This window comes from Microcoleus sp. Pol7_B2 (assembly GCF_036701035.1).
Classification (GTDB): domain Bacteria; phylum Cyanobacteriota; class Cyanobacteriia; order Cyanobacteriales; family Microcoleaceae; genus Microcoleus.
Genome location: NZ_JAUBQB010000022.1, coordinates 1 through 21,360 on the forward strand (window position 1 = coordinate 1; position 21,360 = coordinate 21,360).

At 46.6% G+C, this 21,360-nt stretch carries 19 protein-coding genes; 7 read left to right on the forward strand and 12 right to left on the reverse strand.

The genetic code is table 11. The features are described from left to right. The 4 genes from QUA57_RS11155 to QUA57_RS11170 form a co-directional block, all read right to left on the reverse strand. A partial coding sequence (locus tag QUA57_RS11155; protein ID WP_333059424.1) for a DUF4347 domain-containing protein occupies positions 1-2,755 on the reverse strand: 2,755 nt, incomplete at its 3' end. A gap of 936 nt (positions 2,756-3,691) precedes the next feature. Continuing rightward, positions 3,692-5,800: a prolyl oligopeptidase family serine peptidase gene (locus QUA57_RS11160; RefSeq protein WP_333059425.1), complete on the reverse strand. Its 2,109-nt coding sequence runs from the start codon at positions 5,798-5,800 to the stop codon at positions 3,692-3,694. 346 nt (positions 5,801-6,146) lie between these two features. Continuing rightward, complete coding sequence (gene recR / locus QUA57_RS11165) at positions 6,147-6,740, reverse strand: recombination mediator RecR (protein ID WP_333059484.1); 594 nt, start codon at positions 6,738-6,740, stop codon at positions 6,147-6,149. Between the two features lie 152 nt (positions 6,741-6,892). Continuing rightward, positions 6,893-7,261, reverse strand: a complete 369-nt coding sequence (locus QUA57_RS11170; RefSeq protein WP_190737631.1) for a translation initiation factor — start codon at positions 7,259-7,261, stop codon at positions 6,893-6,895. Between the two features lie 240 nt (positions 7,262-7,501). On the opposite strand from QUA57_RS11170, the gene trpB reads away from it, so the two are divergent. The 3 genes from trpB (at position 7,502) to QUA57_RS11185 (ending at position 10,078) form a co-directional block, all read left to right on the forward strand. Continuing rightward, on the forward strand, positions 7,502-8,740 hold the full coding sequence (gene trpB, locus QUA57_RS11175) for a tryptophan synthase subunit beta (RefSeq protein WP_333059426.1): 1,239 nt from the start codon (positions 7,502-7,504) through the stop codon (positions 8,738-8,740). A 69-nt stretch (positions 8,741-8,809) separates the two neighbouring features. Then, positions 8,810-9,316: a CAP domain-containing protein gene (locus QUA57_RS11180; RefSeq protein ID WP_333059427.1), complete on the forward strand. Its 507-nt coding sequence runs from the start codon at positions 8,810-8,812 to the stop codon at positions 9,314-9,316. Between the two features lie 129 nt (positions 9,317-9,445). Then, positions 9,446-10,078: a ribonuclease D gene (locus QUA57_RS11185; RefSeq protein ID WP_333059428.1), complete on the forward strand. Its 633-nt coding sequence runs from the start codon at positions 9,446-9,448 to the stop codon at positions 10,076-10,078. A gap of 272 nt (positions 10,079-10,350) precedes the next feature. On the opposite strand, the gene QUA57_RS11190 is transcribed toward QUA57_RS11185, so the two are convergent. Together QUA57_RS11190 and QUA57_RS11195 are read right to left on the reverse strand one after the other, a co-directional pair. Further along, complete coding sequence (locus tag QUA57_RS11190; protein ID WP_333059430.1) at positions 10,351-11,412, reverse strand: GspE/PulE/PilB domain-containing protein; 1,062 nt, start codon at positions 11,410-11,412, stop codon at positions 10,351-10,353. Between the two features lie 604 nt (positions 11,413-12,016). Then, positions 12,017-13,144, reverse strand: coding sequence for a HetZ-related protein 2 (locus tag QUA57_RS11195; RefSeq protein ID WP_333059431.1), 1,128 nt, complete (start codon positions 13,142-13,144; stop codon positions 12,017-12,019). A gap of 136 nt (positions 13,145-13,280) precedes the next feature. Here QUA57_RS11195 and glyS point away from each other — a divergent pair, with 136 nt between their 5' ends. Both glyS and murD read left to right on the forward strand, forming a co-directional pair. Then, entirely contained in the window at positions 13,281-15,428 is a 2,148-nt protein-coding gene (glyS, locus tag QUA57_RS11200; RefSeq protein WP_333059432.1) for a glycine--tRNA ligase subunit beta, read from the forward strand. A 551-nt stretch (positions 15,429-15,979) separates the two neighbouring features. Further along, complete coding sequence (gene murD / locus QUA57_RS11205) at positions 15,980-17,326, forward strand: UDP-N-acetylmuramoyl-L-alanine--D-glutamate ligase (RefSeq protein ID WP_333059433.1); 1,347 nt, start codon at positions 15,980-15,982, stop codon at positions 17,324-17,326. A 138-nt stretch (positions 17,327-17,464) separates the two neighbouring features. Here the strand turns inward: murD and QUA57_RS11210 are convergent, their stop codons facing one another. The 5 genes from QUA57_RS11210 to QUA57_RS11230 form a co-directional block, all read right to left on the reverse strand. Then, on the reverse strand, positions 17,465-17,623 hold the full coding sequence (locus QUA57_RS11210) for a hypothetical protein (protein ID WP_333251101.1): 159 nt from the start codon (positions 17,621-17,623) through the stop codon (positions 17,465-17,467). Positions 17,624-17,674: 51 nt separating this feature from the next. After that, on the reverse strand, positions 17,675-18,037 hold the full coding sequence (locus QUA57_RS11215; protein WP_333059435.1) for a hypothetical protein: 363 nt from the start codon (positions 18,035-18,037) through the stop codon (positions 17,675-17,677). Next, positions 18,006-18,188 carry a hypothetical protein gene (locus tag QUA57_RS11220; RefSeq protein ID WP_333059436.1) on the reverse strand — a complete coding sequence of 61 codons (183 nt, stop codon included), beginning with the start codon at positions 18,186-18,188 and terminating at the stop codon, positions 18,006-18,008. Before QUA57_RS11220 ends, QUA57_RS11215 begins: the two co-directional genes overlap by 32 nt. A 176-nt stretch (positions 18,189-18,364) precedes the next feature. Continuing rightward, positions 18,365-18,781: an MAPEG family protein gene (locus QUA57_RS11225; protein ID WP_333059437.1), complete on the reverse strand. Its 417-nt coding sequence runs from the start codon at positions 18,779-18,781 to the stop codon at positions 18,365-18,367. Between the two features lie 42 nt (positions 18,782-18,823). Further along, positions 18,824-19,033 (reverse strand): hypothetical protein, encoded by a 210-nt coding sequence (locus QUA57_RS11230; protein ID WP_333059438.1) that lies wholly within the window; start codon positions 19,031-19,033, stop codon positions 18,824-18,826. A 216-nt stretch (positions 19,034-19,249) separates the two neighbouring features. On the opposite strand from QUA57_RS11230, the gene QUA57_RS11235 reads away from it, so the two are divergent. Further along, positions 19,250-20,029: a class I SAM-dependent methyltransferase gene (locus QUA57_RS11235; protein ID WP_333059439.1), complete on the forward strand. Its 780-nt coding sequence runs from the start codon at positions 19,250-19,252 to the stop codon at positions 20,027-20,029. A 99-nt stretch (positions 20,030-20,128) separates the two neighbouring features. Beyond that, a complete protein-coding gene (locus QUA57_RS11240) occupies positions 20,129-20,464 on the forward strand; it encodes a cupin domain-containing protein (protein WP_333059440.1) in 336 nt (111 codons plus the stop codon). Between the two features lie 171 nt (positions 20,465-20,635). Here the strand turns inward: QUA57_RS11240 and QUA57_RS11245 are convergent, their stop codons facing one another. Next, complete coding sequence (locus tag QUA57_RS11245) at positions 20,636-21,337, reverse strand: Crp/Fnr family transcriptional regulator (RefSeq protein ID WP_333059441.1); 702 nt, start codon at positions 21,335-21,337, stop codon at positions 20,636-20,638. Positions 21,338-21,360 lie beyond the last annotated feature (23 nt).

Consider the following 21,360-nt stretch of genomic DNA (forward strand, 5'->3'; position numbering starts at 1 on the left):
GTTCCGGTGTCAGGACTTGACCTGGTGTCACGGCTACTCCGCCGTTGGCTGGATCTCCTAAAAACAGGATTCCTTGGTCTGCTGGGGGCAGGGTGTTGATGGTGTAAGAGGCGATCGACCCGTCGAGGTCTGGGTCACTTCCTCCCAATCCCGTGACTAGCTGGCTGCTGTTGGGCCCGAGGCTGGAGTTGGCAGGGTTGGCCTCTGGCGGTTGGTTGGGAGTTGGAGTTGGAGTCAGAGTTGTGGTGACTGTAGATGCGTTGTTGCCGGGAGTGGGGTCAGCGGTAGTTGAGGTACTTCTGGCGGTGTTGCTGACGCTGCCGGATGCAGGTGCGATGAAGCTGACTGTGTTGTTGACGGTGACACCGCTGGCTAAGCTGGGAATAGGTGAGAAGGTGACAATGCCTGTATTGGAATCGTAGACACCGCCGTTGACTCCTGTTAAGCCGGGAACGATGGTGTCGGTAACGGTGAGATTTTCGGCTGTGCTGGGGCCGTTGTTGACTGTCGAAATTGTGTAAGTAACTATTTCACCCGGTGCTGCTGCCGTAGTCCCGGTTTTGGTGGTAACAACGTCGGCACTAGGTGTCAGAGTTGTGGTGACTGTAGCCAGCGGATCAGTGCCGTTGTTGTTTTCAGGAAAAGGATCTGGGGTAGCTGAGGTATTTCTGGCGGTGTTCTTGACGCTGCCGGATGCAGATGCAGGTGCGATGAAGCTGACTGTGTTAATGGCAGGAGGAGCACCGGAAGGCAAGCTGGGAATCGCTGGGAAGGTGACAATCCCAGTATCTGGATTGTAAACAGCCTCGTTGGGTAGACTAACTATTTTTAAACCGGGAACGATGCTGTCGGTAACGGTGACGTTTGCGGCTGTGCTTGGGCCGTTGTTGACTGTGGAAATTGTGTAAGTAACTGTTTCACCCGGTGCTGCTGCCGTAGTCCCGGTTTTGGTGGTAACAACGTCGGCAAGAGCAGCAACAATTGTAGTTGAGACTTGAGAGATGGGTTGGGAACTATTGTTGTTAGCTAGATTTGGGTCGAAAGTGCTGGAGGTGCTATAGGCACTGTTAGTTAAGGCAGCGCCGACGGTTGCGGGAACTGTGGCGGTGATGGTGCGGGTGACGCTAGCACCGTTAGCCAGAGTCGGAATCGTCGGCCAGATGATCATCCTCGTTACGGTATTGTATGTGGCGAGGTCGGAGGCGCTGACGAAACTTAAGCCCTCTGGGAGGGGATCTTGAATCAGGACGCTTTCGGCGCTGTTTGGCCCGTTATTTGTGGAGGTAATCGTATAGGTAATAGTGCTGTTGGGTATGGCGAACAGCGGGCCTTTTTTAACAATAGAAACGTCGGCTTGGAGTGCAGGCTCATCTATACTTTGGACGATGACATTGTTAACTTCGTGAATGTTTGTGTTTCCCCCTGTCGAAGCAGCAAAGCCAAATTTAAAAGTACGTGGCACTTTTCCATTTATGGGTTCCAAATTTGGTATATCGAGCAGTGTTTCGCCCGCATCAAATGTGCCGTTGCCGTTCAAGTCTAAGGCAACTGTCAGACGGTTAGGAAATGTTGGTGAATTCGCGGGAAACAATGTAACTTGGACGGTTCTTTTGGTATTAGCAGCGGTGCGAAAGGTGGCAGTTTGATTATCTATGCCACCGGGAACGACACTGCTAGTTAAAAAATTATAAGCTCTGCTTTCGCTGCCTCTAATTCCTATTGAATCAGGCCGCTGCCCTGGGCCGCCCACACGCCCTCCCGCTCCTGATTGACTAGCAGAATAATTGCCAAACTCGTCTAATCCGATACCTAAATAACCTCCTACAATACCCGGTACGATTCCATCCCTATTATTCTGAGCATAGCCGAGAGAGCCGCCAAAGCCTCCCGCTTTTGTTGGCGTAGCTGTTCCGTCAATGAGGAAAAAACTAATGCCATCCGCACCAAGGAGAGGACTATTCTGTGGTGCAGAAGGATAAATGGCAGTACCTCTGTTATAGGCAAAGAAATCAAAGGTAACTCTCAAACCCTCAGTAGCAGAGATGGGGTTGTTGTAGATAACAAAAGCTGCTTCGTCAAACTTATTTGATGTTAATCTCAAAGTACCGCTTCCGGGTGGATCGCCAGTCCCTAAAGCGGGAATAACGCCGCTGAGGTTTTGTGTACTACCTGCGGTTAAGCCTGGTGGATCGGATGCGCCAAAAATTCCATATATCCAAGGCCCGATTACGGTTGAATTTTTAAATTCTTCAGCCGCTAATGTAGCCAGAACTGATGTGTAGCCTTCTAGGACTTCTTTTTCAAAGGCTATTTCGGTATTTATTTGTCCTGTAGTAATTTCTAATTCCCAGTCGCCACCTAATGCTGCACTCCCTGTTAGGTTGTTGGAAGCACCAATATTTGCTCCTGTTATTTCACTGAGTTTTTGTATGAATTTAATGCCGGATTCGCCGGCGGCTATGTTACAGCCGTAAAGCAGAATGCTGCCGGATTCGTTAAGGGCTTTTCCCCACTGCTGCAATTGGTTGCTGTAGGTTTCTAGATTATCAATATTAAGTTCTGTTGAGCCGATTTCTACTGCTGCTTCTCTGCCGTGAGAAACTATGTGCAGGCTGGTGATGCTGCTGCGCTGACCGAGAATTTCGGTGATTTGCTCGATCGCCTCCCTGGTTGGATTGAGTACAAATACTTCTGTTCCTGCTTTAATACCACCGATCAATTGATGGTAGTTTTCTACTCGGGAGTCAACAATCACTAGAGATTTTTTCGCTTCAGGCTCTGCTGTAGAGCTTGTTTTTTTTAAAAAAAAGTTTTTTTTAGTGGCAATATTCGTAGATTTAGGTATTTTTACGGCAGAAAAATTCGGCAGATGGGAGCTCATTTTCCTTATTCCCTGATTTAGTTATTTGTTTTAGCCTACCCACCTTGAGAAAATTCCATAAACACCAAAATATAAATTTTCAATAAATTATTTTTATAAAAATAATTAAATACTTACGTGTTTTTTTGAGCTTTTAGGGAAGAAGTGGACGAGGAGTGCAGCGGGCGATCGCGGCTCGCTAAGAGGACAAGTCACCCCAACTCATACGCAAGGGTTTTCGAGCTTTGGGTGCGCCAGTCAGTTCTTTTTATTGGAGAAGAAGCCATGCCAGAAGATGGAGATTTCGCTCGCCAATTACTTACGCATTGCTGAAAAAAGGCAGTAATTCCGGTAACACGAAGCTTCTCAGTACGGTTGTAAGTAGGATTTTTTGTTGAATCTTCACCGTAAGCTCACTTAAAAAAGTGGTTTCCGAGAATTGGAAAATTTTTAATTTGCGATTCGATTTACTACTGTTGGCGATTGACATCGCCGCCAAATTCACTTATATTGAAGCACTATCAAAAAATCATCATAAATACCACTAAATTATACAAAAATTAACATCGCGTCAGGCAAGTTAACACCAGCTAGGAGTTGACAAGTTGCACTAATCTATGATTTAAATTTTCGGGTGTTCACAGCCAAAGGTAGTGAAGCGATCGCAGGATTTGAGAATTGAACGCGAGATTTGCAGAAAAAATTCTTTCAAATACTAGGGTGAGGTGCTTTGTGCTGCGTGCCTACCCTACGGGAGAGGCAGAAAAATTGAGGGTGGCGCGATCACACTTTCTCGGACTCGGCAACCCCCAATTCCCCGCTTTTTAAACGTTAGTTAATATCGAGTTCCCGCACTAAAAAAGCCCATTCATCTGCCAATTCTTCAATCATTTTAGCGGTAGGTTTGCCGGCACCGTGTCCCGCTTTAGTTTCAATGCGAATTAACACGGGTTTTTCTCCCGCGTGGGTTTCTTGCAAGGCAGAAGCAAACTTGAAACTGTGGGCAGGAACTACTCGATCGTCGTGATCGGCAGTTGTAATCATTGTCGCCGGATAAGCCGTTCCCGGTTTGAGGTTGTGCAACGGAGAATAGCCGTGAATGGTGGAAAATTCTTCGGGATTTTCCGGCGAACCGTATTCAGAAGTCCAAGCCCAACCAATGGTAAATTTGTGGAAGCGCAACATATCCATGACGCCGACTGCCGGCAGTGCTGCACCGAACAATTCCGGCCGCTGAGTCATGCAAGCCCCTACTAATAAACCGCCGTTGCTACCGCCTGCGATCGCCAATTTGGCCGGTTTGGTATACTTGTTTTCGATCAACCATTCAGCGCCAGCTATAAAGTCATCAAACACGTTTTGCTTGTTCAACTTTTTGCCTGCTTCGTGCCATGATTCGCCGTACTCGCCGCCTCCCCGCAAACAGGCGATCGCATAAACTCCGCCCATCTCTAACCACACTATCCTGCTAACAGAAAAACTCGGGGTTAGCGAGATGCCAAAACCACCGTATCCGTACAGGTAGGTGGGGTTATTGCCATCCAACTGCAAGCCTTTCTTGTGGGTAATAAACATGGGTACTTGCGTACCGTCTTTGCTGGGGTAAAATACTTGTTTTGTCTCGTAATCGTCGGGATTAAAATCGACCTTTGGCTGCCGATAAATCGTACTTTCATCTGTCACCATATTGTAGCGATAAATGGTGTTTGGTGCAGTGAAACTGGTGTAAGCATAAAAAGTTTCGGTGTCGTGTCGCTTGCCGCCGAATCCTCCCGCTGAACCGATTCCGGGCAAGGCAACTTCTCGCACGAAAGAGCCATCTAAGTTGAAAATTTTAATCTGGGTGTAGGCGTCTTTCAAGTAGGAAGCGACAAATTGATTGTTCAGGAGGCCGATGCCTTCGAGAGTTTCTGCTGCTTCGGGGATAATTTCTGTGAACCCCCCCTCCCGGGGCGACGGAGGGGTTTCATCACAGGCGAGGGATGAGGGAGGTGGGTTGTTGGTGTCGATCGCAATTACGCGGCCCAGCGGTGCATTCAAGTCTGTTTGAAACCAGAAAAGAGATCCCTCATTGTCGATGAAACTGTACTCAGCCTCGAATTCGCTAATCAGTTCTACAACGGTTGATTCCGGTGCAGTTAAATCCTTGTAGAAAATCAAGTTTTTGGTTTCAGTTCCTTGCCAAACTGAGATAATCAAGTATTTGCCATCTTCGGTGACGCCACCGCTAAATCCCCACTCTTTTTGATCGGGTCGCTCGTAGATTAATACGTCTTCAGATTGGGGCGTGCCGACTTGGTGGTAAAACAGTTTTTGGTAATAGTTAACTTCTTCGTGCTTGCTTTTTTCGTTGGGTTCGTCGTAGCGACTATAAAAAAAACCTTTGCCGTCGTGAGTCCAGGATGCTCCTGAGAATTTAATCCACTTTAAATGATCTGATAAATCTTCGCCGGTTGCCACCTCACGGACTTTCCATTCCTGCCAGTCCGAACCGGAACTTGACAAACCGTAGGCCATGTATTTGCCGTCTTCGCTGATAGCTATTCCACCCAGAGCAACGGTTCCATCTTCTGAGAGAGTGTTGGGGTCAATTAATACTTTTGGTTCGCTATCGAGGGATGTTAACGTGTAGAGTACGGATTGATTTTGCAGGCCGTCATTCTTGTAGTAGAAATAACGAGATCCTTCTTTGAAAGGTATGCCGTATTTCTCGTAATCCCAAAGTTGAGTCAGGCGCTGTTTGATTTTTTCCCGCGCCGGAATTTCGTTGAGGTAGGCAAAAGTGACTGCGTTTTGGGCTTCCACCCAAGCTTGCGTTTCCTCAGAGTCGGGATTTTCCAGCCATCTGTAGGGGTCGGATACTTTGACGCCGTGGTAGTCGTCTGTTTGGTCGATTTTGGGGGTTGTGGGGTAGGTGAAAGGTCGATCGAATTTAGCCATGATTTTTTACTCTCGGTAACTTTGTCCAGTTTACCCTTTCGTGGCAGTGACGACAGGGAACAACGAAACTCAAGAGCAAAAACCAAATACCAAATACCCGACAGGTTGAAACCTGTCGCTACACAGACAAAACCCGCATCGGCGGGTTTCATATCTTACAATTGTGTCATTGCGAGCCTCAGCGAAGCAATCGCAGAAGCTTAGAATCTAGCTCTCATCGCATCAATTGTAAACTCTTCATCCTCTCTTCTCTTCCTACCCTTCGGGAACGGCTTCGCCGAACGTGCCCTTGGCGTCTTCGCGGTTCGTTTCTCTTATTTTTAAATCAGCCATCACCCGTTTTCAACTAATCCAACTCTCTCCTTCCTTCCAAAGCGCGAGCCAATGTAACTTCATCGGCATATTCCAAATCTCCTCCCATCGGCAAACCAAAAGCTATGCGCGTCACTAGGGTAAAAGGTTTTAATAAGTGACCGATATAAAGAGTAGTAGTTTCGCCTTCCACGCTGGGACTAATAGCAATAATTACTTCCTTAACCTTTTGCTGACTGACGCGCCGCACTAAAGGTTGAATGTTCAATTGTTCTGGGCCAATTCCATCCATCGGTGAGATAACGCCCCCAATAACGTGATATTTACCCATATATTCCCGCGTTTTTTCTAAAGCGATTACGTCGCGGGATTCTGACACTACACAAATGGTATGAGTGTCGCGGTTGGTATTGCGGCAAATTTCGCAAACAGGGTCAGCAGATAAGTGAAAGCATACTTGACAGAAACCTACTTGCTGTTTGGCATCAATCAAAGATTTAGCTAGGGCTTGCACTTCTTCTTCCGGTCGCTTCAAAATATGTAAAGCGAGCCGCTGGGCTGTTTTTGGGCCGACTCCTGGCAAGCGCTGCAATTGTTCGATTAAACGAGCTAAAGGTCGAGTGTACATTAAAAATTGGCGGTAATTGGTAATATCATTTCTGGTTGATTCGCGATCGTAGAATTGGCGCGATGTAGGGGCGGGTTTTACCAACCATCTATGTTTTAAACTAAGTATATCATAAACTCGTCCCGCCCATACACTGATGACTATTGACTAATTTACCCTCCACTAATTTTAGCTTTGTAGCCTAACTTTGTGATAATTTCTAGCAGCTTTTGCTTGTGTTCGCCTTGAATTTCGATTTCATTATCTTTGACTGTGCCGCCAGTACCGCATTGGGCTTTTAGCTGCTTGGCTAAAGTTGCTAATGTTTCGGGTTTTTCCTGAAAGCCACTGATGACTGTAACTGTTTTGCCGCCGCGTCCTTTTCGGGATGCTTCGATTTTGAGGTTTTGTTGATTGGGGGGAACTTCGGCAACTCCCCGTTGGAGGGCTGCCGAGTTGTCAACGTTGCCAAATTCGGAGTAAACTATTCGTTTGCCCTCGGTTGTTTTGCTGTCAGAATCTTTGCGTTTGGATGCTGCCATAGGTTAAGATGCTTGAACTTTTTTTACTGGTATTTCTAGTTTTAGCGGATTGGGGTATGGTTGCGATCGCTCGGAATGCGCTCTATCTTCTACTTATTGTATTAGCCCGTCAAGCGTTCAAGGAATTATAATGAAATTTGTGCGATCGCCTCAAGTCCACAACCGATTTGGTACGATCGATACCAAGCCTCTAGCTTACCCGCGAATCTAAAAAATCTAAAATCTAAAATCTAAAATCAAATGACAGTCACCCCCCTGCATCTCACCACCGAAACCAGCGCCCAACGCCCAGACTCCCTCGGCAGATTCGGCAAATTCGGCGGCAAATACGTCCCCGAAACCCTGATGCCCGCTTTATTTGAACTAGAAGCCGCTTTCCACAAATACCGCAGCGAACCGGAATTTCAACAGCAACTCCAACAATTGCTCAAAGATTATGTCGGCCGCCCCAGCCCTTTGTATTTCGCGGAACGCCTCACCGAACACTACGCTAAAGCAGACGGAACTGGCCCGCAAATTTACCTCAAACGCGAAGATTTAAACCACACCGGTGCTCACAAAATCAACAACGCTTTAGCTCAAGCATTGCTGGCAAAACGTATGGGCAAAAAGCGCGTAATTGCTGAAACTGGTGCCGGTCAACACGGCGTTGCTACTGCTACAGTTTGCGCTCGTTTCGGTATAGAATGCGTTGTCTACATGGGCGTTCACGACATGGAAAGACAGGCTTTAAATGTGTTTAGAATGCGCTTGATGGGAGCCGAAGTGCGACCGGTGGCTGCGGGTACGGGAACGCTGAAAGATGCGACTTCGGAAGCGATTCGCGACTGGGTGACAAATGTGGAGACAACTCATTACATTCTTGGTTCCGTAGCGGGCCCGCATCCTTACCCGATGATGGTACGCGATTTCCATGCGGTAATCGGTGAAGAAACGCGGGCTCAGTGTCAGGAAAAGTGGGGCGGTTTGCCGGATATTTTATTAGCTTGCGTCGGCGGCGGTTCTAATGCAATGGGTCTTTTCCATGAGTTTGTCGGGGAAGAAACAGTCAGATTGATTGGTATTGAAGCGGCGGGCGAAGGCGTAGAAACTGATAAACACGCTGCTACTTTGACTAAGGGAAGTGTGGGAGTTCTACACGGGGCAATGAGTTATTTGCTGCAAGATAATGAAGGTCAAGTGATTGAGCCACATTCGATTAGTGCGGGTTTGGATTATCCGGGCGTGGGGCCGGAACACAGTTATTTGAAGGATGCGGGTCGAGCTGAATATTATAGCGTAACTGATGCAGAAGCGCTGGGAGCATTTCAGCGGCTTTCGCAGTTGGAGGGGATTATTCCGGCTTTGGAAACTTCTCATGCGATCGCCTATTTAGAGACTCTGTGCCCTCAGCTAACAGGCAATCCGCGCATTGTGCTGAACTGTTCGGGACGCGGCGATAAAGACGTGAACACTGTAGCGAAGGTTCTGAAGATCTAGGTTAGCGGAATGTGGGGCGATCGCTCTGTAGGAATTGGTAACAATTAACTTTATTTCTCGTTTGATTTCATGTCCAAAGGTTTAATTTTGATGTGCTTGGGATTGTTGACAATCCTGCCTAAGTGTGACCCCTCCATTCCTACGCGATCGCTGCCACAAACTCCCATGAATACTAATGTTGCTTCGAGTGCTATTACTGACTTAGAAAAAGCGGTTAACCAACAGATCAATCAATACCGAGCATCTAAAAAGTTGCCACCGCTGACTATCGATCCGCGAATCACTCAGATAGCAAGAATTCACAGCGAAGATATGGCTAAGGGTAAAGTAAGTTTCAGCCACGATGGATTTGAGGGGCGGGCGAAAGCAATTACTATTCCTTATAAAAGTGTTGCTGAAAATCTTGCTTACAATTTTGGCTACAACGACCCGGTACGCAATGCTGTTGAGGGTTGGATTAAAAGTGATGGCCACCGCAAAAATATGGAGGGTCAGTTTAATGTGACAGGTATTGGGGTTGCCAAAAACGCCAAAGGCGAGTATTATTTTACTCAGCTTTTTGTTCGCAGTCGGTAAGGTGAAGGAAGAAGGAAGTTCGGCAACGGATTCGCTCGACGGATGTAACGGATGTAACGGATGTCAGGAAGAGGGAAGAGGGAAGAAGGCAGTCAACAGTCAACAGTCAACAGTCAATAGTTACCAATAATGGAATTTGCAGATTTTCAAGTGTGCGATGGTGATATTCCCGATTCTCTCTTATCTTATTATTTGACTGCGCCGGCGATCGCGGTTGATACGGAAACAATGGGCTTGCTACCGTGGCGCGATCGCTTGTGTTTGGTTCAGTTGTGCGATCCGCAAGGTAAAGTTGCGGCGGTGCGGATTGCTAAAGGCCAGACTGCGGCCCCGAATTTAAAAAAGCTAATGGAATCTGAAAATATTGAGAAGGTATTTCACTTTGCGCGCTTCGATCTGGCAACAATGCGTTACAATTTAAGTATTGACGTTACACCTGTTTTCTGCACAAAAATAGCCAGCAAACTTGCGAGAACTTACACCAACAAACACGGACTTAAAGATTTAATCCAGGAATTGGAAAAAGTAGAACTAAACAAAACTTCTCAAAGTTCGGACTGGGGAAATTCCGAGCATCTTTCAGACGACCAACTCAGCTACGCTGCTAACGATGTCCGCTATTTGCTGAGCGCTAAACAAAAGTTGACTGCTATGTTGCAGCGAGAAGAACGCTGGGAAATTGCACAGCAATGTTTTCAGTGTTTGCCCGTTTTTGTGAGTTTGGATTTATTGCAGTACAAGGATGTTTTCGAGCACGGCTAATACAATTTTAGATTTTAGATTTTAGAAGACTTGGAATGAATGATGAATACCAGGGTTTAGAGTACGGGCATAAAGTTCGCTTCTTTTTGGGGAACTGGTATAATATGCTGTCACCTCGCAGAACTGCCATCAAATTGGTTTGTAGTGAAAACTTGAGTTATCATAAAACTCGCTCGGACTTTAGTCCTCACTACAAACGTAATTATTATTATTTGACCGGACTTGATATGAGTTAAAAAAGATTCAAAACAGTCATCTATTGCTGATTAGGGCTAATCGGGATTGTGTTCGTGCAGCAAAGCTTCAATTTGGTCGTCAACATTTCTAACCACCTGTTCCAAAGCGGGCAACCCCTCTAAAGGCACAGGAGAAAGCCGAGTTCGATCGCGAATTTGATTCACTTTCCGCTGCAATTCTTCGGCCAGCCGCAGGGCGTCCCGACTCAAAGTAGACAACTGCTGCTGCTGGTAAAACCTCAAAGCTGCCCCCCGTAAAACTTGCAGGGTGGCTTCTTCCTTTCCACCCACCGTCATTACCCGCAAGCGCAACAGCAAATGAGTGTTTTGATATATGCGCTCAACTTCGACTTGTTTGGGCTGTTCCACGGGGCAAACAGGCATATCTGTCAGCCGCTTCAACTCGTCGATGACCTCTTGGAAGAGGACGATATCGATACCTTCGAGCATCGATTTCAAAACGCCATCTTGACTCCAAAGAATGCGACCTTGGGACTGGTGCCGCTCAAAAAACAGGCGACCGATACCCTCTCGCAGCACTCTACCGAGCAATTCTTGTAGGAGTTGGGGCGCGGGCAAAGTTGCCAAAACTTCCACTTGGCTTGACAAGTGCAAAGCCTCGACATTCAAAACCGATAGCTGTGTCGGTGTCGGGGGAACCTCAGCGCCAGCAGGTTTAAACCGCTCAGGAGCGGGCATCGAGGGTTCTGGCACAGACAGCAGCGTTGCTGCATTGGGGCCTGAAGTTGCTGGTGCGGGTTTTTTGGGTGTTGGGGCTGCAGCGGTTTCTGTCTGGCTCGGTTCTCGGAGTTGGTTCCCGTGCAGCAAGTAAGCTGAGAGCATCGAGCGCTGAGTTTCCGAGGCAATTGGCTCTGTTGTGACTGAGCAATTCATGTAAGCTAAAATCCGCTGCACGTAGTCCAAGGCGGAGTCATCTTGGGCATCGACTACACCCAATTTAAACTGATTACCTTCTAGAGATAAAGGCAAAACTTGATAGTAAAGGCAAGCTTCAAAGGGGACAACTGTATCGATTAGGTGAAATATTCGATCGGAGTCCATTGTAGCTGCGGAGTCTGTTGAAGATGTATGTACCATTAGCTGCTTTGTAGTTGGAAGCGCGATCGAGCGCGACGCACCAACCTGATGCGATAAAATTAAACGCTGCAACTTCCCTGACGGAGGAATGGGCTTAACAACCGGAAGCTTTTATTAAAGAAAAATCCTTAGTCCCAGAATTTTCTCCCTTCTGTATTGCAGCCTCAAATTCTACCAAAAGATTGAGCACTAGATGATGACTAGCGCAGTCTAGACCCACTATCACCGATCGCCCGAGATTGATGCCCGTGGCTGGCAACAATAGAATTATGTCTTTAATGCACAAGTATTAGAGATGCACCACAACCGATGATTTACGGGCAACCGCTGAATTTAGGATTGGTTAAAAAATCCTGAAAAGTCGATCGTGCTGCTAGTATCTTACCTCAGAGAGCTGACTGCGATCGTCTCGGAGCGCGATCGTCACGGCAGGGCTACAAAATCCCGATCGATCTAACCTAATTTGATACAAGCGGCATCGCCCGGTTTTCCACGGGGAAACTCGCAGTAATCTGTGGCTGTTCGGGAATTGATTTGTAGCGCGGATTCTGAAAAATGCTACCGCCAATTAACAATTAGCAATTGCCTGCCACCCATTACCAATCTACTCGTTGCGGAGGGATTGAGCTGCTAAATAGAGTTTGCTCCACTCGCCGATGACTTGATTGGTTTTCAGCTTTAATTCAGATGCGATCGTCTCTACACTTTTCCCTGCTTTCAGCGATTCTACCAACTGCAGCTGAACCGGCGTGAGGTTTTGTAAATATTGCTGCCACTGAGCCGGAGTCAAGCCCAAACTGTGTTCTTTGAGCGAAGTTTCCAGCCAGTTGGCGACTAATTCCGGTGCTTGTTTGACCGCAAAAACCCGAATCGCGTGGTAACTGACTTTTTCTCGCAAGCGGTAAATTTGCTTGATCGGAACCTTCAACTCCTCGGCAATTGCCTCTTGGGAACGACCTTGGAGGTAAAGCTGCAGCCACCGGGAAGCCAGCGGATCGACTTCAGCGGCCAAGTAATTCTCAAATTCTTGTTGGACAATCTGCCGCTGAGTTTGCTGCTCTTCCCAAGCTTGATTTTCTCGATACTCGGACATCGCCTGTTCGTCTAGCAGGCTGAGCGGTTCGTCTGTATCTTCGGGTAGAACCTGTTCTGACACCAGCCGCACCCAGTCTCCTGCAGGCACCTGGGTCAACCCGCCCCGCTGGGCACGCCGCAGGTAGTTGACAAAACGGTACACCAGCAGCGGCTGGTTGCGGATCGGCCGCAAGCAGTATTCTTCTGTGCTCGCTAGCAGCAAAGCATTTCGCAGGCGTCTGTCTGAGGTGCATTCGGCAATCCAGGCGACTTGCTGCTGCAGGTAGCGATCGGAATTGAGCATTTCCTGAATCACTTCTTGCAGTACCTCCACCGCACTCCGCTGTCTGTCGCGACTCAGGGAAACCCACGCTTGGATTTTTTGCCGGAGCACAACCAAACCGCCGAGCCGCCCGATCAAGTTGCGGTAAGCTTTTTCTGGCGGTACTCCCAGATACCGAGAAATCAAAATTCGATATAAAAAGTCGATCGCCCCAGAGGCGACAGACAATTGAGTTGGGCTAAGAGTGTCAAATCTTTCGGGCTTGTCTCCCAACAGCCAGCGGACAACACTCTCGCGAGTGCTAGAACTCTCCTGCGGGCAATCTTGTTCGAGTCGAGACTTCCAATCTTGTCCTAGTCTTTCCGCCAAGGTCATGGGCTGTCGAGAATATTGTCTTTCACCCCCGATTTTACGTGGTATCCTGGATTTTTGAGTATTTTTCAGATATACGATCGCGCGATCGGATAAATTACCTTAAATTACCCTAAACAAAATTCCATTACGGTGCGATATGTCTAACTTTTTATTAGAACTCGGTACAGAAGAATTGCCCGCATCTTTTGTCGCCAGCAGCGCCCAGCAGTGGCAGCGACTTGTACCTGCAACGCTGGCAGAAGAATCCTTGACAAATGACTCTATTAATGTATACGCTACTCCGAGGCGTTTGGCCGTTCTCGTGAAAGGGCTGCCAGTTCAGCAATTAGATAGAGAAGAAGAGGTAAAAGGGCCGCCCGCGAGTTCGGCTTTTAAAGATGGCAAACCGACGAAAGCAGCCGAAGGTTTTGCGAAAAAGCAGGGCGTAGAAATTGATGCTTTGGAAGTTCGCGCTACCGATAAAGGCGATTTTGTGTTTGTGCTCAAAAAGATTCCGGGGCGGATGACAGCAGATATTTTGGCAGAACTTGTGCCGCAGTGGATTAATAAGTTAGAAGGCAAAAGATTTATGCGGTGGGCCGACGGAGATTTGAAGTTTCCGCGCCCGATTCGATCGCTAGTGGCACTGTTAGATGATACTGTACTGCCAATTACATTGGTGAGCGGTTCGGATACGGTCAAGAGCGATCGAATTTCTCAAGGTCACCGGGTGTTACATCCGCAGCCTGTCTCGATTCTGCAAGCTGAGGATTATGTCGAGTGTCTGCGGGCTGCTTGCGTGGAGGTCGATCGAACCCAGCGCAAAAATCAAATTAAAGCACAAGTAGAAGCCGCAGCAACAAAACAAGGCGGTTACGCCGACATTACCGAAGATTTGTTAGAAGAAGTCACCGACTTAGTAGAATGGCCGAACGCAGTTGTCGGGAAATTTGACGACGAATTTTTGATATTGCCGCCGGAAGTAATTACCACAATTATTGTTACAAACCAGCGGTATTTTCCCATCCTCAAAAGCCCAGATTATCCTGAACTTCTGCCCTATTTCATTACAATTTCCAACGGCGACCCGGCTAAAGCGGCGATTATTGCCGCAGGTAACGAGCGAGTAGTGCGGGCGAGATTGGCAGACGGTCAGTTTTTCTACAAAGCAGACTTGGTAAAGCCTCTAGAGGATTATTTGCCCAAGTTGGCAACAGTTACTTTTCAGGAAGATTTGGGGACAGTACGCGCAAAAGTCGATCGCCTGTGCAAAATTGCCAGCCTCATAGCCACTCAACTGCAAATAACAGGCGAACAACAAGCTTATATAGCAAGAGCAGCCTTACTTTGTAAAGCCGATCTCGTAACCCAAATGGTTTACGAACTTCCTGAAATGCAAGGAATCATGGGGCAGAAATACGCCTTAGCAAGTGGCGAATCGGAAGAAGTAGCTACAGCAATTTTTGAACATTATTTGCCCAAAGGTGCGGGCGACAATTTGCCCCAAACTCTGACTGGTCAAGTTGTCGGAATAGCCGACAAATTAGATACTTTAGTCAGCATCTTCGGCTTGGGAATGTTGCCGACTGGTTCATCCGACCCCTTCGCTTTGCGCCGCGCTGCTAATGCAATAACTAACATTATTTGGGCGGCTCAGTTGCCAATCAATTTGCACCAGTTGCTCGCAGAAGTTGTTACCGAATTTACCGCAGCACGCCCGGAAACGCCGGCGGAGTTGCTGGATCAGTTATACGAGTTTTTCTTGCAAAGAATTCGGACCTTGTTGCAAGAAGAAAAAAATGTAGATTACGATTTGGTAAATGCAGTTTTGGGAGAAAACGACCCAGAATATACTGAACGAGCATTGAGAGATTTGTTGGACGCACGGGAAAGAGCGCTTTTCTTACAACAAATCCGCAATAACCAGACTTTGGATCTAATTTACGAAACAGTCAACCGTTCAACTCGTTTGGCTGCTCAAGGTGATTTGGATAAAATAGAATTGGAACCGAAAGCGGCGGTGAAAGCAGATTTATTTCAAAAGTCGTCTGAACAAGCTTTTTACGATGCAGTCGTGCAGTTAGTGCCGCAAACGCTGCTATCCAAACAAACTCGGAATTACCAGCAGTTAGTAGAGAGTTTGACTGAAATTGCTCCGACTGTCAGCAACTTTTTCGACGGGGCAGAAAGCGTGTTGGTGATGGACCCCGACCCCGAAATTAAGCAGAATCGGTTGAATTTACTGGGTTTGCTGCGGAATCACGCCCGGGTGTTGGCTGACTTTGGGGCGATCGTGAAAAGTTAGAATTGACAAGATTTGAGTCCGCCGGGGGTTGAAAACCTGCGCTTCAGTCCGCCGGGGGTTGAAACCCCCGTCTCAAAGCGAAAGTCCTCTTAAGAGGACTGAAACCCACACATACTAGACTTTTCAGTCACTTAAAACTCACATCTTGCACCGTCAAGAACAGGCAAGATGCCTGTTCCACAAGAGATGAATTTCATTGTGGAACAGGCATCTTGCCTGTTGCTGACAATGGTGCCATATCTCAGTTTTAACTGACTTTAGCTGTTAGACAGGGGTTTTCAACCCCTGGCGGGCCTTGGGAGGCAACGGGCGGGCCTGTAGGCAAACCAACTTGAGAAACTTACTTCTTAAAACTCTCGCTCAAAATAACATTAAAGCTTACCAAGAAAACGAGTAAATCTATTATAATTTTTGCGATACCGCGCAAGTCTCAGCAGAGTTCGATCGCTCTCTTAAAAAATAAGCAAAATGGCCAATAGTCAACAACCAATTCAAGGTTAAGATATAAACTTATAAAACCAGGGAAGTTCGCTCCATCACACACACAGCTTATGCCGATAGCTCATATCATTGGACTAGGAAAATCAGGAATTGCCGCCGCCAGACTGCTAAAACGCGAAGGATGGGAAGTAACGCTGAGCGATCGCTCATCTTCCCCCAATTTGCTCGAACAGCAACAGGAATTCGCTAACGAAGGAATTCAGGTCGAGTTAGGTAAATCTTTTGAACCAGTCGAATCTATAGAATTAATAGTAGTAAGTCCGGGCGTTCCCTGGGACAGTCCAGCATTAGTGCGCGCCAGAGAGTTAGGCATTGAAACAATCGGAGAAATGGCTCTCGCGTGGCGTTACCTCAAATCTCCTTGGGTGGGAATTACCGGCACTAACGGCAAAACTACTACTACTGCTTTAATTGCTGCTATTTTTGCAGAGGCAGGGCTTTACGCTCCCGCTTGCGGCAATATTGGCTATGCTGCGTGTGAATTAGCTTTAGCCGAAAAACAACCGGATTGGGTAATCGCAGAAATCAGCAGCTATCAGATAGAATCCTCGCCGTTTGTAGCGCCGAAAATCGGAGTTTTGACAACTTTGACGCCGGATCACCTCAGCCGCCACAAAACTTTAGAAAATTACTACAACATTAAAGCGCATTTGCTGAAAAAGTCTGAATTGCAAGTAATTAACGGCGACGATCCTTATTTGCGGCAGCAAGGAATTGACGTTTGGCCGGATGCGTGCTGGACGAGTGTCAAAGGTGAAAAACATTTGTTGGGAAAACGCACTTTTGGAGCGTACATCGAAAACGGTTGGGTAATAGCTCAAAGCGAGAAAATTTTGCCTGCTAATTCTTTGCGGATGGTGGGAGAACACAATTTGCAGAATTTGTTAATGGCGGTGGCTGCGGCTAATTTTGCGGGGATAGATAAAAGTGTGATCGCCCGGGCGATCGCTAAATTCCCCGGAGTTTCGCACCGCCTCGAACACATCTGCACTTGGGAAGGCATAGATTTCATCAACGACAGCAAAGCTACTAATTATGACGCCGCCCAAGTCGGGTTGGCTTCTGTCAGCGCACCGGCGATTTTAATTGCGGGTGGCGACGCCAAAGAAGGGGACGATCGCGCATGGATTGATACAATCAAGGCGAAAGCTGCTGCGGTGCTGCTAATTGGGGATGCAGCGAGTCTTTTTGCCTCGCGGCTCGAACAAGCAAATTACAACGCTTGGGAAATTGTCGAAACAATGGAACGAGCAATCCCGCGATCGGCAGAATTAGGCAAACAGAACAACGCTAAAGTAGTCCTGCTTTCCCCAGCCTGTGCTAGCTTCGATCAATACCAAAACTTCGAGCAAAGGGGCGATCATTTCCGCCAATTATGCCTCGAATCGCTAGTTTAGATATGTCATTGTTCGCTGTGTACAAATTCAGATTGTTCTACACAGCGAACACTAACAAAATTCAATCTGCGTTCATCCGCGTCTATCGGCTTATATCTGCGGTTAAAAATTAAAACCTCTGATTTTTGTCAATCTACTTTAACTAGCAGTCTTCCAAACAGTCTTAATCCTATCCTGTTGTTCCCATTCTAGCTCATAAAAAACTAGCATCATTTCCTCATGAGTGTAATCAATAATTATTGCAGCCAATTGAGCCGCAGTTTCCGCTTCCAGCATTGCTAGTTTCAATTGGGTCATTGCTTCTTTATCCATCAACAGTAAAATTTTAATTTTGACCTCATTAAGATTTTAATTTTCCCGACAAATCTCTTTCAGTTGTGCATTAAAACTGGCAATCTTAGCAGCACTTATTGTATCAGAATGCGGCGAGGAAATTTTAATTTTTTGGCTGCAAATCTGAGAGATAAATTTTTCATCAATCTCCAGAATATTGCCTTGGGAAGCGACATTTTTTTGCAACAAAATTGCGATTTCTATTTCCAGTTGGCGATAGCCTTGCTGAAAGAAATCTTGAGAGTTAGAACGGAACAAACCGCTATTAACTGGCTGAATTTGGCTGGGTGTCAGCGATTGAGCCGAGACGGCAGCCGGAAATCCCAAAGATGCGGCTAGCCACCAGCTAGAAATTATCTGTTTGAGGATGCTGTTCATCACTGTCGGGAGGAGTTTTTACCTCAGTTGGTTTCTCGTTTTCTGACTCACTTGCTAATTCATCTTCTCGTTCAAGTTTTTCTTGCCACTCGACAAGCTGCTGAAAAAGTTTCGGCTTAATTTCAAATACGGGTTTGTTGGTTTCTGACATATTGACTCCTAAAATTTATTACATTTAACTGGTTCCGTTGCTCTCTCTGCCTGGGACTGCCCACAGCCTCAGCCTCGTTTTTTCAGCAGGAAAATTGGAGGCTGAGCCTCCCGATCTGGGTTTCCAGGGAAAGCCTGGAAACGAGTAGAAAAACAAACAATTATGTCGCTCGGAAGCTAGGCCCAAACCTTCAGTAGCGACATAATTATGCTAATTAAGGAACCACCAAGCAAAGCTAAAGTAGCTAAGGTACTAATGCCAAATCCTGCCGCTCTTTTTTCGGCAGCTTGATAGTAACCCCAAGCAAACAAAATGCGTCCAACTATCCAAACTGCGCCGATACCCGCCCCCCAAATTGGGCTGATAAATTGCGAGAACAGCCACAGCGAGGGCAAAAATAGAATCATTTGCTCTAAGGTATTTTGCTGAACTCGCACCACTCGCTCAAAGTCTGGGTTTCCTGTCATCTGCGGGGGAGAAACTTTGTGTTTGAATCTAGCTCTACCGACGTTGATGGTAACAACGAAGTAGAGAATTAATGCTGAAACAGTAATTAGACTAGGCAAAAGTGTCGCGTTTGCTTCTGCGAGCATGATTCGGTATTATTGGTGTGAAGTAGATATATTGATTATAAATCAATTATTGCCGATCGCGTCATTCATCGCCATCCCGTTATTTAAGGCAGCGGATTTGATGCAACTGCTGGGTATTAGTGGCGCGGCAATTCCTGGCAATTCCTTTTGGGTTCCGCGACATCCTCGAAAACTTGCTGGCTGAGATTTTGATTCTTTTGCTCCCTCCTGCATACGGATACAAGCCCCAGACTCTTGTCGTGAGTAGCCCAAATTTTAGACTCTTATTCAACCTCCCAGATATATCTGTGGAGTAAATCTCAAATCTCAAATCTCAAATTTGTAGAGTAAATTTAAAATCTCTAATCTAAAACTGTAAAAATTGAGGAGGCTGACGCACCATACAATAATTTGAATATGAGCTAGATCATAGAAAGATTTGGCAGAATTTGCCAAAGTGAGAGTAAGGTTAAATAGGAGGTCAATTTAATGACCAATACTGCTCTCAATTTTAAGACTGCACCGGGACATGAAGTCCTGGCGGCGGCTGGCAAGACAATGCTGAGACCGGGGGGGAAACTTGCTACGGAACAGTTATTTGAATGGGCGGAGTTTCAACCGGGCGAGACTGTTTTGGAGTTGGCTGCTAGTTTTGGATATAGTTCGATCGCCCTTGCTAAACGTTTTGGCGTAAAAGTAGTGGGAGTTGAGAAAAATCCCGAGAGTGTAGCCCGCGCTCGTGCTAATGTTGCAGCAGCCGGTTTGAGCGATCGAGTAGAAATTGTGGAAGGAGATATTTTTCACTTGGATCGGATTTCCCAACAGTTTGATTGGGTGTTGGCTGAAGCTATCCTGACAATGCAGTCGCCGTCGGGGAAAGCTAAAATTGTATCGGGAATTTGCGATCGTTTAAAACCAGGCGGCAAGTTTCTCTCTCACGAACTTTTAGCCCGAAACCGAGAATCTGAAATTCACAAAGCTTTATCAGAAGTGATTCGCGTCAATTCAACGCCTTTGTCTGAGTCTGGCTGGATTGCTGTTTGCCAAAACGCGGGTTTGCAAGTAGAAAAGTGTCAAACGGGGGCGATGGGACTCCTCAACTTGCCGCGAATGCTGCAAGATGAAGGGTTTGTGGGTACTGTTCGGATTTTGTGGAATATATTAAGTCGATCGCAAATTCGCGATCGTATCTTAGCAATGCGTCGAGTTTTCCAGCATTATCAACAAGATTTAGGCTACATCGTTATCTCTGCCAAAAAACAATCTTAACCCAGTCAATCGATTTTCGATTTTCGATTTACGAGGGAAGAAAGTGAAGCCACTGATAAATTCGCGGCTTGTGACCAAATTAATTAATTGTCAAAAACTATGACTACTACTCTTTTACCGCTACAATCTTCAGCTATCCAACTCCGAGACGCAATTCAATATCCCGCCGCCGGAGTGTCGAGCAAAGTTTTAATCAAAGACAATAATTGTCAGTACAATTTACTTTGTCTGGCTGCTGGTAGCGAGGTTTCCGAGCACTCTTCGCCCCGCAATGCCACAGTTAATGTCATCGAAGGAAAGGGGATTTTGACTCTAGAAGGCAAAGATATTGTCTTGGAACCGGGGGTGTTTGTTTTTCTGCCCGCCCGCGCCCTCCACGCTTTGAAAGCTGAACAAAATTTGGCATTTATCTTGACACTTTCTGAGGCTAATTAATTTCCGCAATATTGCTGTAGGGGCTGGTTTTACCAACCCTAATTGTCTAAAATCAATAATCTCATAAACCCGCCCCGATTCACAGGTTGTGGGGGACGGGTTTATATAGATAGTGAGTTGCAGTCAAATATTGTTTGTGAAACCCCCCTACAATAATTGGGAGTTTAACATTTAATCTATTTCTTCTCCCGAGGCGAGAGCTTCTAATTTTCCCCAATCCAATACATTAATTTTACCGCCTCGACTGTAGGAGACAAACGGTTTTAGTTTCTTAAATAACCGCACGCATTCTTCGTAAGTAATTCCAATACTGCGAGCAATTTGATAGTAGGGAAAATGTTTTTCTAAACATACACTATTATCTGCAATCTTCGTACCTTGCTCGACGGCAAAGTAATGAATAAATCGGGCTAGCCGCACGATCGCCCTTTCCGACACCAAACCGTGCACTGTCTCGTGCAGTTGCTGCAACCGCTGATTAAAAACCGCCAATATTCGCAAAGCAATCTCGGGATTTTCCCGAATTGCTGCTAGCAAAACTTCCCGTTGTGTGGTAAGAACTTCCACATCAGTTTCTGCTGTCACCGTTGCGGGGGCAATGCCGTTGCCTAGCAAAGCAGGTGCGGCAAAAATATCTCCCTGAAATAAAGTGCGGAGAATTGTTTCTTTGCCCGCCGCCGCTGTTTTTACAACCCGCAGAGAACCGCTCAAAAGAGTGTATAATTTTTCGGGTATGCGATCGCCCTCATACATCACAACTTCTCCCTGTCGGTAAGTCCGAATTGCTGTGTGTTCTTGCAATCGCTCTAATTCAGTTGGGTTTAAGCTGGCAAATATTCCAATTTTAGCCAGTTGCTCAACAGTTGCTTTCATACATTTAACTCTACCCGATAGGA